Below are 13,950 nucleotides of genomic sequence, written 5' to 3'. Positions count from 1 at the left end.
GGAGGGCGCCGGGTCAAGCCGGCGCCCTGCCTGGGCCTCAATTGCCGAACTGGACGCGCACGCCGCCCATAACGCGCCGGCCGCCATAGATCAGGCGCATGATCTTCGGCGTGCCGTCGGCGAAGTCCGTATAGCCGCCGGTCGAGACCGTCTGCGCCTCGCGCGTCATGTTGCGGCCTTCGAGATAGACCTGGAAGTTGCGGGTGATGTTGTACGAGATCTTCGCGTCGATGAACGTGCTCGAGTCATTGAACCGCGGGACGCCCGGGTTGTAGCCGGGAGCAACCAAGCGGACATTGGTCCACTGCTCGCCGGGATAGTTGATGTCGGTGGTGTTGCCGCCGCAGGGCGTGATGCACGTGAAGCGCGACGTGCGATACTGATAGGATACCCGCATGTTGAGCTTGCCGTCGTCGTACCAGAGCGAGGCGTTGGCGTAATATTTGGACTCGTCTGGCGGCATCATCACGTCGCCGGTCAGCGGATCCTGCTGCCCGCTGGTGACAGCCGAGCTGAGCACCGAAAGATTGGCGTCGACACCGGTATATTTCAGGAACCAGGGCAGGAAAGTATAGGCCGTCTTAACCGAGAATTCCCAGATGTCGCGCTTGTAGCCGGGCCCGTTGGCATAGGTAGGAACCAGGAAAGCAACGTCCGCCAGGGGCCCGCCCGTGATCGGATCGGTCTCGGTGCTGCCTTCGAACGGCTTTTCCAGCACGGTCACCTGGATAGGCTTGCCGATCTGCACGTCGAGCTTGCCATACGCCACCGAGAAGATCGTGTCGGGGTTCGGATACCATTCGAGCGAGGCGTTGTAGCTCCAGGCGGTGAAGGGCTTCAGCCCGGGATTGCCGACGCGGCCCGAGCAATCGAAACTGTCGTCGGAACCGGTATCGAGAATATCGCGCTCGTCGACCGTGCAGGTGCCGCCGGGCACGATGTTGTCGATGCCCGGGCGCGCGACTGTCTTGGCGCCGTAGAGGCGGAAGACGACCGACTCGTTGAACCCCCAGAGATTGAGGTTGACGCTCGGCAGCCAGTCGGTGGTGCTGCGCGCGAAGGTCACCGGCCGGCTGAACGACTGGGTAATAAAGCCCGAGGCATTGTTCGGATCCGCCGGATTATAGGTCGGCGTGACACGGATCGCCGCGATCGTCTGCAGGCCCGAGGCCTTGGTATTGGTGAAGACGCCGCGGACGCCGGCATTGCCGTTGAACAACAGACCCAGGGGCAGGCGCTGCTCGAAATCGATCATACCGTAGATGTTCTTGATCGTCTCGTCCGCGCGGGTGACCGGCTGGTCATACATTTTCCCGTCGCTGCCCATGCAGGTCTTGAGGCAGTCGAGGTTCATGTACTGCGCGGCCCCGAGCGCGCTGAACAGCTTGTCCGTCCGGATCCCCTGCCATGCCAGCGGCAGGTTCCCACGGTTCGGCAGGTCGCCGAAATAAGCGGAGGTAGCGGGTTCCAGCGTCTTCTCGAACAGGTCGCGCAGCTCTTGCGGGGTCAGCGTGTCTACCCCGGAGCGGACATTGGCCGGATTGGTGCTGGGCACGAAGCCATAGTTGCACGACAGGCCGCCGGGCGCGGACGAGCCGGCCGTCGGCTGGCAGGCGCGATACGATCCGCGCACGATCGCGGTAGGGACGATGACCGCGGGAACATAGCCAGGCTGGCCGAAGGTGCCGATCGCGGTCGCCGCGGTGTAGCCGCCATTGCCCCATTTGCTGATCTGGTTGTTCCGGTACATCGCGCCGACCTTCACGCGGCTGATGAACGGGATCAGACCCTCGGTCTTGTAGGCCAGGTCGAACTTGGCGGTCTTCTCCGACGCCACGCCGAGCGAGGGTGTGTACTGGATCGAGAAGTTCGGCGTCGTCTGCGGCATCTGCGCGACGAGATAGGCGGGAGTCGCCGGCCCGTTGGGCCCTGCCGCCACGGCCGCCTGACCGGTGCAGGTGGCGGGGTTGGTTCCGCCCGACACGCAGGGCGGCGTGGTGAGCTGGACGAAATTGGCGGGATTGGTCTCGTCATAGTTCGACGGCAGTTCGACGTCCCACAGGCCGTTGGGCTGCACCGTCAGCGTCGCGTCGCCATAGCTATAGTTCCGCGAGGTGCGCATGTCGGCGCGGCTCGTGCTCGCCTTGGTATAGCCGCCCCACAGGTCGATCTCGAGCCGGTCGCCGCGATATTCGGCGCCGACCTGGGCATATTTGGTCTTGGTATCGATCGTGTTCTCGATCTGATCGATGCCGACTGAATTGTTGGTCGTCGTCATCTGCGTGACGTTGTGGGCACCGTCGACCTTCACGCTGCCCGGCACAACGTTGAGTACATTGCCGAGCACGGGGCTGACGACCGCAGTGCTGCCGCTGCCCGTCGTGACGGTATTGAAGCCATATTGGGGGTCGAAGAGATAATAGCCCGCCGGCGCATTGGGCGACACCGAGCGCGTAAGCGGATAGCCTGTTGCCGAATTGACGAAGGTGCCGGCGAGGTTCTGGTTGAACATCGTGACCGGCGTGCGGCTGCGGTTCTGGTCGTGCACCTTGCGATTGGCGATCGTGCCCTTGGCGAAGATCGTCAGATTGTCGGTGAGGCGATAGTCGACGCGCGCGTCGATCGAGTAGCGCTTTTCGGTCTGCTCGTTCATGAAGTTGCGGATCAGCGACGGCGTATAGTCGTTCCACTGATTGAGACAGGTCTGCTGCTCGAGAACGCGCTGGGTGATCTGCGAGTTTTTCGTCGCCTGGGACGGGGTCCCGCCATTGCCGTTCGGATTGTTCGGGAAGAGCGCCATGCAATCCGCCTTGCTCTTCGCCCCCGCGGCCATCGTCACCAGCTCGCGCGGGGTGAGCGGCGTGCCGTCGGGTGCGAGGCTGTTGGCGAAGGCGACGTCCGCGGCATCGGTGCCGACCGTCGCGGGATTGAACGAGAAGGTCTTCTCGGGCGAATTGTCGAAGTCGTACAGGCGCGAATAGCCGCGGTTGTTGCTCGTCGTGTTCTCGAAGCCGTGGCCGTTGTTCTGGAGCTTCGCATATGTGCCGCTGACGATCACGCCCAGCCGGTCATTGAAGAACTTGCTCGCGGCGACGCCGTTGAAATCCGGCGTCCAGTCCTTGCCGAGCGAATTCTGCCCGGCACCTGCACGAAGCGAGATATAGGGTTTCTTGAAGTCGAGGCCGGTACGGGTCTTGATCTGGACCGTACCGCCCAGCGAACCCTCGGTCATGTCGGCCGTCGAGCCCTTGACCACATCGACGCTCTTGACGAGTTCGGCGGGAAGCTCGCGCAGGTCGGCGTTGCGTCCCTGGTTGGACGCTACGGCGAGACCGGCCGTGCTCTGCACGCCGATGCCGTCCAGCTCGATGCGGGTCAGGTCGGCGCCGTTGCCGCGCACGGCGACGCCCTCGCCCTCGCCATATTCGTTGCGCGACAGCGCCACGCCCGGGATGCGCGAGATCGCTTCGTTGACGTTGCGGTCGGGGAAGGAGCCGATGTCGTCGGCGACGATCGAGTCGGTCGCCGTCTTGGCGTTCTTCTTGCGGTTATTGGCCGATTGCTGGCTCGCGCGCGCGCCGACGACGACGATCGCCTCGTCCTGCACCGCTTCCTGCCCGTCATCGGGAACCGCTGTCGGCTCGGTCGTCGCGGGCGAGACCTGCGCCATCGCCTGTCCGCCGAAAGTCAGCGCGAGTCCAAGAACCGCCCAAGAGGCAGTAGCGCGCATACGCGGGCGCAGTTTCAGTCGATCAGCCATTTTTCCCCTCTCCTCGATATGCCCGGACAGATTCGAGGCGGGACCTATGGTTGTGCTGTCCCCCGCCTCTAGGCGTCCCTGTCGAATTGCCGACGTCTATCGGTCAATTCATTATGTGGAATGTGAGTCCACTTTGTAAAAAGTAGCATAACAAAGAGAGGTTGCAACCCCGTGGTATGACAAATCGGCCTAGCCAATGTTTCGGGGCATCATGATCTTGAAATTACGTCGAAATTTAAGATTGGCTTGTGTGCGGGCAGCGGCCGGCAGCAGAAAATTGCGCATTTCGGTCCCGCTTTACTCCATATCATGAACTGCTATCATGACATGTGGAACGGCATCAAGCCGGGCAAAGGGAGGGTGCGATGCGGCTGAATCGCGGGATTGGCCGGCTGTGCGGCGCGTGTCGTATGGCGTTTGCGGCATTCTCCCTGTTCTGCGCCGGAACCGCAACCGCCCAGCCGACCGAGCGAATGCCGCTCGACAAGGACTGGCGGCTGATGATCGGCGACAGCGCCGACGCAGCGACGCCGGGGTTCAACGACCGCGCCTGGAAGCTGGTCGATGTGCCGAACGACTGGGCGATCGCCGGTCCGTTCGACCAGAAGGCGCTGAGCACCGGCTCGGGCGGCTGGCTGCCGACCGGCGTCGCCTGGTATCGCAAGCATTTCCGTCTGCCCGAGAACGCAAAGGGCAAGCGCGTCTTCGTCGAGTTCGACGGCGTGATGGAACGCTCGGGCGTGTGGATCAACGGCCGGCATGTCGGCCACCGGCCCAATGGCTATGCCAGCTTCCGCTATGAGCTGACGCCGTTCCTCGACGCCGAAGGGGACAATGTTCTCGCGGTGCGCGCCGACACCTCGGCCCAGCCCGCGTCGCGCTGGTATGCGGGCGGCGGCATCTATCGCCATGTCCGCCTCGTGATGAGCGGCGACACGCATTTCGACCAATGGGGCATCGCGGTCAGAGCGTCGCAGGTGAGCCGCGAGGGCGCCGACATCAGCATTGACGCCTCGGTCCGCAATCTCACCGACAAGGCGAAGGCGGGCAGGATCGCAGTCGCGATCGTCGCGCCGGACGGAAAGACCGTCGCACGCGGGGAGAGTGCGACGGTGGCGCTCGACGCCGGCCGCGTCACGCCGCTCCAGGCGCGCATGCGGGTGACCGATCCCCAACTATGGAACCTCGACAATCCTGCCCTCTACCGCGCCGAGGTCACGTTGCTCTCCGATGGTGGAGAGGTGGTCGACCGGCAGGTCGAGCGCTTCGGTCTGCGGGACGCACGGTTCGAGGCCGAAACCGGCTTCTGGCTCAACGGCCGCAACGTCAAGCTCAAGGGCGTCGCGATTCACGCCGACGGCGGCGCGTTCGGCATGGCGGTGCCGCTCGCCTTTTACGAGCGGCGGCTGCGCGGGCTCAAGGCGCTCGGCGTCAATGCGATCCGCACCGCGCACCATCCCTTCTCGCCCGAATTCCTCGACCTGTGCGACCGGCTGGGGCTGGTGGTGATGGACGAGGCGTTCGACATGTGGACGGTCGCCAAGAACCCGCAGGACTATCACTTGTTCTTCACCGACTGGTCCTCGCTCGACGCGCGCGACTTCGCGCGGCGCGACCGCAACCATCCGAGCGTGATGATCTGGTCGATCGGCAACGAGATCCACGACACGCCCTATCCCCTCGTCGCCAAGTCGATCATCGAGCGGTTGATGAAGATCTTCCACGAGGAGGATCCGACGCGGCCGGTGACGATGGCGCTGTTCCGCCCCAACACCACGGGCGACTATCAGAACGGCCTTGCCGACATGCTCGACGTGGTCGGCCAAAATTATCGCGAGCGCGAGCTGGCCCAGGCGCATGCCGACAAGCCCAGCCGCAAGATCATCGGTACCGAGAACAGCAAGAACCGCGACAGCTGGCTGCCGGTGCGCGACAATGCTGCATATGCGGGCATGTTCCTGTGGACCGGCGTCGATTATCTCGGCGAGGCGGACCGTGCCGGATGGCCGAGCATCAGCAATCCTTCGGGCCTGGTCGACCGCACCGATTTCGTGAAGCCGGTCGGCTGGGAACGGGCGAGCTGGTGGGCCGAGACGCCCGTCGTCAAGATCGCGCGCCGCATCACCGAAAGCGTCGACATCAGCGCGCTGCCGACGATGATCGGTGTGGCGATGCCGCAGCCCAGGGGTCCCGGGGCGCTCATGGACTGGAGTCCCGAGCGCCGCGACGCACATCCCGAGACTGTAGAGGTCTACAGCAATGCGGCGACGGTTGAGCTCTTTCTCAACGGCCGTTCGCTGGGCAGCAAGCCACGCAATGCCGACGACAGCGCGCGACGCTGGGAGGTGGACTTCGAGCCCGGGACGGTCCGCGCGGTGGCACGCGACGCCGCGGGCCGCACGGTCGCAACCGACGCGTTGCGTACTGCCGGCGCGCCGGCGGCGATCCGGTTGGTCGCCGAGACGCCGACGATCGGGAGCGACTTCGATTCGATTGGCTTCGTCCGTGTCGAAGTGGTCGATGCGAAGGGTGTCGTCGTGCCCAGCGCCACCAATCGCGTTCGCATCTCGATCGAGGGCGCGGCCACGCTCGCTGCCTATGACAATGGCAGCCCCACCGACCACACCCTGTTCTCCGAAGCCGAGCGCCCGGTCCAAGCCGGGCGGGCGCTGGCGATGCTGCGCGGCACGGGGACGGGCAGCGTCCGCGTCCGCGCATCCGCGGCGGGGCTTAAACCGGCCAACGTAACGATCGCGGTGCACCCATGAACCGTTCCAGATATCTCCGCGCGGCACTCGCGCTGCTGGTCACGACCGGCATGGCGATGCCGGTTCCGGCGATCGCCCAGACAGTGGCGACACCCTCGGCGTCGGCCTTCCGCTTCGATCCGAACACCGTGCCTGATCCGGCGCGCGTCCTCGAACTGCTCAACCGCAGCGCTGCGGCGCAGATGACGCAATTGAAGGACGCACCCCTATATATTCCGCAGCGCAGCTTCCGCGGCCTTTCGGCGAACTGGATCGCGGCGACATTCCTGATCGGGCTCGGCCGGCTGGCGCGCGTGTCGGACGAGACCGGCGCACGGGTCTATCTGCGCAGCGTCGCCGAACATTATAATTTCGGGCTGCTCGGCGCCTGGTCGCCGCGCAACATGCTCGATGCGGACAATATCGCGATCGGCGAGGTCTATCAGGAGCTCTACGCGCATAGCGCCGAGCCCGGCGAGATCGCGCCGCTCAGGGCACGGCTAGATTACAGCCTGCCCCATCTGCAGGTTGAGCCTGCGCCGGAAAAGCTCGTCTGGTGGTGGTGCGACGCGTTGTTCATGGCGCCGCCGGTGTTGGCCCGCATGGCCGCGCTGACCCACGATCACAGCTATCTCCAGGCGATGGACGTGCAATGGTGGCGCACCTACGACCGGCTCTGGTCGAAGGAGCATGGCCTGTTCTTCCGCGACGAGCGCTTCCGCACGGCCAGGACGAAGACCGGCAAGCCCGTCTTTTGGGGCCGCGGCAATGGCTGGGTCGTCGCAGGGTTGGCGCGGCTGCTCGACACGATGCCCGACAATTATCCGACCCGGCAGCGCTATGTCGGCGTCTTCCAGACGATGATGGCGAGCATCGCCAGGCTGCAGCGCGAGGACGGGCTGTGGACGACCAACCTGCTCGACCCGACCGATCCGCCGGGTCCGGAGTCCAGCGGCTCGGCCTTCTACACCTATGCCATGGCCTGGGGGATCAACCACGGCCTGCTCGACCGCAAGGCCTATCTTCCCCGCGTGACCAGGGCATGGGCCGGGCTCTCCGCGCTGATCCAGCCCGATGGCCTGCTCGGCTATGCGCAGCGCGCCGGCGACCAGCCCGCGCCGTCGCGCCCGGAGGACCATGCCCTGTACGGGACGGGCGCCCTGCTCCTCGCAGGGACCGAGGTGATGAACCTCCGCAAGCCCGTCACCGCGGTGCCGCTCGCCGAGCCGAAGGCCGATCCGCTGGGGCCCGTGCGCGTGGCGATCGCGCTCCGGCCGCGGCCGGAGAACGGCACGCCGGAACAGATTGCCGGGTGGCAGCGCTCGATGGCCGAGCGCCAGGCAATGCTCGATCTCGGCTATGATCCCGCCGCCCAGGCCGCGCCCGCCGCCGCATCATCGCCGCGTGCAGATGGTGTGACGATGCCCAAGATCTCGTTGCCGCTCGACCCGCCGCCTCGGGCAGAGCAACGGCCGCGCGCGAGCGTCAAGTTCGCGCCCTATCGCTTCGACGACATCCTCTGGGAGAATGACCGCACTGCGCACCGAATCTACGGCCCGGCGCTTGAGCGCGAGGAGCCGCCCTCGACCTCGGGGATCGACGCCTGGGGCAAGAATGTCGTGTGGCCGTTCATGGAGCGGCAGCTGCGCACCGGGAAGCAGCACGACTATCATGGCGAGGGGATCGACTTCTACAACGTCAATACGTTCCGCGGGGCGGGCGGGCTCGGCATCTGGGCGGACAACAAGCTGTGGGTGTCGCGCAACTGGGCGAAATACCGGATCCTCAAGGACGGACCGGAGGTCGCGGATTTCGAGGTCGACTACGCGGCCTGGCCGGTCGCGGTCGATCGCAAGGTGTGGGAGACACGGCGCTTCACGCTTCCGCTCGGCACCAATTTCACGCGCATGGTCTCAACGATCGGCTCGGACCGGCACGAGCCGCTGCTTGTCGCCATCGGTATTTCGAAGCGCGCGACGTCGCAGGAGCCGGGCATCTTCCTGGCGGATCGCGCCAAGGGCCGTTTCAGCTTCTGGACGCCCGAGGATTCCGACAAGGGGGCGATGGGGATCGGCCTGATGGTCGACCCCGCGATGATCGCCGAGGTGCGCCAGGACGCCGACAATTATCTGGTGATGCTGCGCGTCACCCCCGGCAAGCCCTTCGTCTACTATATGGGCGCCGCGTGGAGCAAAGGGCTCGATTTCCACGATCGGGCCGCGTGGGAGGCCTATGTGCTGAACGAGAAGGCGGACTTCATGCCGCCGCGTTGACTGGCCTGTGTCGTCCGGCGCTAGAGGCCGTGGCGGCGCGCGAAGCGTTCGAACAAGCCCGGCCAGGGATGTTCCTTGCCGTCCTCGACCATCGGGAGGCCGTGGCCGCCTTTCTCGAAGATATGCAGCTCGGACGCGATCTTTGCCGAATGGAGCGCGGCGAACATGACGAGGCTGTTGGCGGGTGGCACCACCGGATCGTCGGCCGCGTGCGCGACGAAGGTCGGCGGCATGTCGGCAGGCAGGTCGTTCTCGGCCGAATAAAGCCGTGTGCGCTCGGGGCTCGCTTCCTTGCCCAGCAGCTCGCGCCGCGATTGGCCGTGCGCCTCGGGCTGCCGCATCGTGATGACGGGGAAGAACAGGCCGGCGACGGTCGGCCGGGCCGATTGCTTGTCGGCTTCGTCGACCGGAGCATAGGTCTGCAGCGCGAAGCGGCTCGCTGTTCGCGCAGCGACATGGCCGCCCGCCGAGAAGCCCGTCACCGCGATCCGCGCGGGATCGATCTTCCAGCGGGCCGCCCCCGCGCGGATCAGCCGGATCGCGCGCTGCGCGTCCTGGAGCGACACGTCCGGCCCCGCCGCCCACCCGTCATGCGGCAGGCGATAGAGAAGCTCGAATGCGGTGATGCCGCGCGCCGTGAACATGCGCGAGATGCTCGAGCCTTCGCGTCCGAGCGCGACGCGGGCGTAGCCGCCACCGGGGACGACCAGCACCGCGGCACCGTTGGACGCGGCGGCCGGGATCACGTTGAGCATCGGCGTGCCGACGTGCGGCCAGGCGATGTCGTCCGGCGCACCGTTGGGCGAGCGCTTCACCACCTCGTCGCGCACATTCAGCCCCTCGCCGCCCGGAGGCGGACCCGGCCAGATCGGGAAGCGCTCGGTCACCAGGGGCGCGGCCAATGCCGGCAGCGGGACCGAGACGGCGACGGCACCGGCGAGCAGGGTGCGGCGGTCTACCTTCATTTGAGCTCTCCCGGCGTGGCGGGCGCAGGCACCATGCGCACCGGCAAGCCGCCCTTCACATCCCGCAGCGTCACCAGCTTCACCTCCTCCAGCGCATCGCCCGCCACGCCGTCCGAAGTGACGGCGAGCGCGATCGTGTTGCGGCCGCGATGGTTGAGGATGCCCTCGGGCACCGGGAAGATACGCTGCGGGCCGACATGCGCGATGAACTGGCCCATGTTCCAGCCATTGACGAAGATCAGCACGCGATAGGCGGCACTCGCCGAGCGCGGCTTGCTCGTGTCGCCCAACGCGATACCGATGGTGGCGTCCTGTCCTTTCGGGACCGCGAGATCGAAACTGGTACGATACCAGGTCGTTCCTGCCCGGGTCTCGATCGCGGGCACATCGGCGGGTTTCCAGCTTCGGTCGTCGAAGCCGGGGAGATGCCAGCCCATGCGCTCGCCATATTGGCCGCCATTGTTAGCGACGCCGCGCACCGGATCGGCGAGATCCTCGCCACCCGCGCGACCCTGGATGCGCCATGCGATCGGGACCGCGAAGCTGGGGCCGGCGACCGGCTCGATCGACGCCGAGACCAGACCGCGCGCTTCCTTGTGGAAGTCGTCGGCGTCAAGGTCCCAGTTATGTCCGTTGTTGCGGACCATCGCCGACAGGACGTGCTCCCCCGGCGCACGGGCTTCCTCAGGAAGTTCGATGCTGAAGGCGCCGGCCGTGATCGGGCGGGGAAGGCCGTCCGGCAGCTCGTTCTGACCGATCAGCACGCCGTCGAGGAACACTTGCGCTATTCCCGATCCGCCCGCGCCGTAGTGGATGCGGAGGCGCTCGGCCCGCGCGCCGCCGGTGAAGCGGCCGCGATACCAGACATCGCCCTCATGGAAGCCATAAGCGTCCATCAGCAAATTGGGCTGACCGTCGGGCCGCGTGGTGATGCTGGCATAGGCGCGGTTGTCGATCTTCTGCCAATTGGAATCGTCGAACTTCGGTTCTGCCTCGGGCGTGCCGGCGGCCATGCGCCAGCCGGTGAGGGACGGCAGCGCGAATTCAGCGGGGCCGGGCAGGGCGATATTCGCGACCAGGCTTCCCGAGGCCGACCGTGTTGCCGCGACCTTCACGCCGTTCCAGCTGAGCGTATGCAGGTTTGCCGGCGCCCAGACTTCGAGCGGGCTGGCCTCCCGGGTGTCGCCGGTCAAAGCGAGCGTGGCGTCCTTGGCGGTGGCGCCGCGGACCAGCGCCGGGCCGCGGACGAGCGCTTCGCCTTGCCGCCAGAACTTCGTCCCCTCGGCTTCGTCGCCGATCAGCAGGAGCAGGTCGGGTCGCCCGCCGCCGCTGATGCGGATGCGGCTGAGGCCACGATGCCCGTAGCTGAGCTTCAAATCACCCCTGGCGGCATCGAAGCTGGAAGTCGCGCGGCCTTCGAGCACGGTGACCCTGGGCCCGTTCGCATAGCGCAGCACGGTCTCGCCGGCCTCGCCCGTGCGGCCATAGACCAGCACCACGTCGCGGCCGTCCTGGCGGAGCGCGGCCTGAAGCTCGGAAGTCGAATAGACCAGGCGCTGGCCACCGAGATTCACGCCCGCGACCAGCCATTTCGCATCGTAGCCGTCGAGCTGAAGCGGCAGGGTGTAGCGGCCGTCGGGCAGGTCGGCGGTGACCGTGAATCGATCGTCGGTCCGGGCGTTCGAAGGCTTGTGCGTCACCAGCAGGAAGCGTGCGTCCGTTTCCGGGCTCTTGTTGTGATAGACCTGGACCTTGTCGGACGAGACCCGCACCGGACCGGCGGGCACCATGCCGGCAAGGTGCGGCACGCTCGCGATCAGCCCGGCGAGCTGCTTCAGCTCCTCGGCCTTGGAGCGTATCTCGCGCGTCTCCGAAATCGCCGCGCCGTAATCATAGCTGGTGAACACCACGGGCGCGGGCAGCCAGCCCCAGCTGGTGCCGCCGAAGCCCATGTAGAAGCTCTGGATGAAGATGCCGTTTACCAGATTCGTGCCGTAGAAGACGCGCTGGAAGCGTTTGCCGCGTTGGATCGCGTTGCATTCATAGCCGCCGTTCGACCCCCAATAGTCGAACCAGCCGCCGCCGAATTCGGCGAGGAAGCCCGGCGTGTTGGGCGAAGCCGAGGCACCGCCCTTCGCGCCGCCGGGACCGTAATAGCCCCAGTCGGGCGCCGCCGATCCGCGCGTCGGCTTGCCCTCGACGGTGCAGGTGCCACCAGGATAGCCGTCAAAGGCATAGAGGTCGTTGGGACCCGGGATGGTCTTATCGACCTTCGAATCCCCGGGTACCCAATAGCCATTGCGGCCCTGATCGTTGTGGAAGATCGGCACGTTGATGCCGTCCGCCCGCGCCTTGGCGTAGAGATGGTCCATGTAGCGGCGCTGGACCGGCGTGGTCAGCGCCAGCTCGTTCTCGATCTGGTGGAGGATGACGGTGCCCTTGTGGCCCTTGCCGTCGCCGTTGATCTGGTGGCGCGCGATGATCGCGTTGACCTTGGTCAGCCACTCGTCCGCTGCCGCGAGATATTCGGGATCGTCGGTGCGGGCGCGGGCGCGCTGGTTGACCAGCCAGCCGGGGAAGCCGCCGCGAGTCAGTTCGGCATTCACATAGGGGCCGGCACGCGTGATGACGTAGAGGCCTTCCTCCTCCGCCATGGTCAGCAGCCGGTCGATGTCGCGGATCCCCGAAAAATCGTAGACGCCCTTTTTCGGGCTGTGGAAGCCCCAGTCGAAATAGAAGGCGACGGTGTTGAAGCCGCTCGCCTTCATCTTCTGGAGTATGTCGCGCCAGAGATCGGGCGAGGGCAGGCGGAACGCGTGCATCTCGCTCGACCAAATGATCATGCGCTTGCCGTCGATCATCAGCGACCGCGCATCATAGGAGACGCGGCCGAAGGTCTTGGCCGGTGCGGCGAAATTGGCGGTCGGTTTCGCCTCCTGTGCGGCGGCGGGGGAGGCCAGGGCCGCTGCGGCGCCCAGAAGCATGGCGTGGATCGTCTTCATATCAGCTCCCTGCGGGGCGGACCGCGCTTTCGGCGATGCTCGGCAGGATCTGGCCTTCCTCGAGCCGGGGACGGGCCGGGTCGAAGACGCGTGCTTCGGGTTTCAGATGGGCGGCCAGTTCGGGGATTTGCGTCGCGACCTCGGCCGCCACCGCACGGGCGAGGAACCAAGCGCCGGGATTGTTGTGGTGCGTGCGATCCTTGCCGCCTTCGTTGAACAGCGTGGCCGCGCGCGCTTCGCCCAGCGCTTCATAGAGCGTGACGGTCCGTTCCTGGAGATCGATCAGCGGGACATGCTCCTCCCGCGCCACTCTCCGGGCCGCCTCCCCATAGGTTGCCAAGGTCCGGCGGACGCGCGCGCCGTCATAGTTACGGCGCTCGGGCGAGGTCACCAGCACGGGGTGCGCGCCGCGCCGCCGTGCCTCGGCGAGATAGGTTCGGAGCCAGGCGGGGTAGGCGACCTCGGCATCGGCATAGGTCTGCGGCCAATTGGCTTTCTGGTCGTTATGGCCGAACTGGATGAACAGCCAGTCGCCCGGTTTGATCAGCGACAGGACCTTGTCGAGCCTGAGCTCGGTCACGAAGGATTTGAGGGTCTCGCCCGATTCGGCGTGATTGGCGATGGCGACCCCCGGACCGAACAGCGCCGGCAGCATCTGGCCCCAGCTCGCGGCCGGCTCGGAACGCTGGTCGGTCACGGTCGAATCGCCAGCCAGATAGACTGTCGGCACGTCCACCGGCTCGATGTCGATCGAGGCGACATGCGGATCGCCTAGGAACTCCAGCGTCAACTTCTCGTCCCAGCTATAGCTGCCTTTTTCACGGTCCTTGAGCCGCACTGCGCTTCCCCCCGGGGCATTGGCGGGGGGCGGGGCGAGCTGCGCCGTGCGCACGTTCACGATGAAGCTCGCGGTGACATATTGGCCGGGTCTGGTGGAGAGGTCGCGCAGCATCAGCCGGCGGGATTCGGCCTTGACCGTCACATGCCCGCCGATCCGCACCGTGACGCGGTAATTGCCTTCGGGCACCGCCGCCGAGAACAGGAACTCCTTGCCGCGCCGCTCCGGCTCATAGCCGAAGCCACCTTTCTCATAGGGCTTGTCCGCCGCCACCGCGACGCGACCGTCGCCACGCGCGCCCGCCTCCAGGTCGAAACGCAGCACCGGCCCGCTCGCGGCCATCAGCATCGCACTCAGCAGCACGG

At 66.2% G+C, this 13,950-nt stretch carries 6 protein-coding genes; 2 read left to right on the top strand and 4 right to left on the bottom strand.

Translation table 11 applies throughout. The features are described from left to right. Positions 1-37: 37 nt before the first annotated feature. Positions 38-3,760, bottom strand: coding sequence for a TonB-dependent receptor (locus IAG41_RS08420; protein ID WP_262408550.1), 3,723 nt, complete (start codon positions 3,758-3,760; stop codon positions 38-40). Between the two features lie 365 nt (positions 3,761-4,125). Here IAG41_RS08420 and IAG41_RS08415 point away from each other — a divergent pair, with 365 nt between their 5' ends. Then, on the top strand, positions 4,126-6,528 hold the full coding sequence (locus IAG41_RS08415; RefSeq protein WP_262408549.1) for a glycoside hydrolase family 2 TIM barrel-domain containing protein: 2,403 nt from the start codon (positions 4,126-4,128) through the stop codon (positions 6,526-6,528). Continuing rightward, positions 6,525-8,780: a glycoside hydrolase family 88 protein gene (locus IAG41_RS08410; RefSeq protein ID WP_222950597.1), complete on the top strand. Its 2,256-nt coding sequence runs from the start codon at positions 6,525-6,527 to the stop codon at positions 8,778-8,780. Before IAG41_RS08415 ends, IAG41_RS08410 begins: the two co-directional genes overlap by 4 nt. Before the next feature lie 20 nt (positions 8,781-8,800). Here the strand turns inward: IAG41_RS08410 and IAG41_RS08405 are convergent, their stop codons facing one another. The 3 genes from IAG41_RS08405 to IAG41_RS08395 are packed head-to-tail and all read right to left on the bottom strand — an operon-like array spanning position 8,801 to position 13,948. Beyond that, positions 8,801-9,745: an alpha/beta hydrolase gene (locus tag IAG41_RS08405; RefSeq protein WP_187728167.1), complete on the bottom strand. Its 945-nt coding sequence runs from the start codon at positions 9,743-9,745 to the stop codon at positions 8,801-8,803. Beyond that, positions 9,742-12,747: a glycoside hydrolase family 35 protein gene (locus IAG41_RS08400; protein ID WP_187728166.1), complete on the bottom strand. Its 3,006-nt coding sequence runs from the start codon at positions 12,745-12,747 to the stop codon at positions 9,742-9,744. Before IAG41_RS08400 ends, IAG41_RS08405 begins: the two co-directional genes overlap by 4 nt. Before the next feature lies 1 nt (position 12,748). After that, entirely contained in the window at positions 12,749-13,948 is a 1,200-nt protein-coding gene (locus IAG41_RS08395) for a rhamnogalacturonan acetylesterase (RefSeq protein ID WP_316251118.1), read from the bottom strand. Positions 13,949-13,950: the final 2 nt, after the last annotated feature.

This window comes from Sphingomonas sp. JC676, from assembly GCF_014489075.1.
Classification (GTDB): Bacteria; Pseudomonadota; Alphaproteobacteria; order Sphingomonadales; family Sphingomonadaceae; genus Sphingomonas.
This window is presented reverse-complemented; position numbering and strand designations above follow the sequence as displayed.

Bases quoted from the DNA above. Each gene is read 5' to 3' on its own strand.
- IAG41_RS08420 (WP_262408550.1), bottom strand. From the start codon at position 3,760: ATGGCTGATCGACTGAAACTGCGCCCGCGTATGCGCGCTACTGCCTCT.
- IAG41_RS08400 (WP_187728166.1), bottom strand. From the start codon at position 12,747: ATGAAGACGATCCACGCCATGCTTCTGGGCGCCGCAGCGGCCCTGGCC.
- IAG41_RS08405 (WP_187728167.1), bottom strand. From the start codon at position 9,745: ATGAAGGTAGACCGCCGCACCCTGCTCGCCGGTGCCGTCGCCGTCTCG.
- IAG41_RS08410 (WP_222950597.1), top strand. From the start codon at position 6,525: ATGAACCGTTCCAGATATCTCCGCGCGGCACTCGCGCTGCTGGTCACG.
- IAG41_RS08415 (WP_262408549.1), top strand. From the start codon at position 4,126: ATGCGGCTGAATCGCGGGATTGGCCGGCTGTGCGGCGCGTGTCGTATG.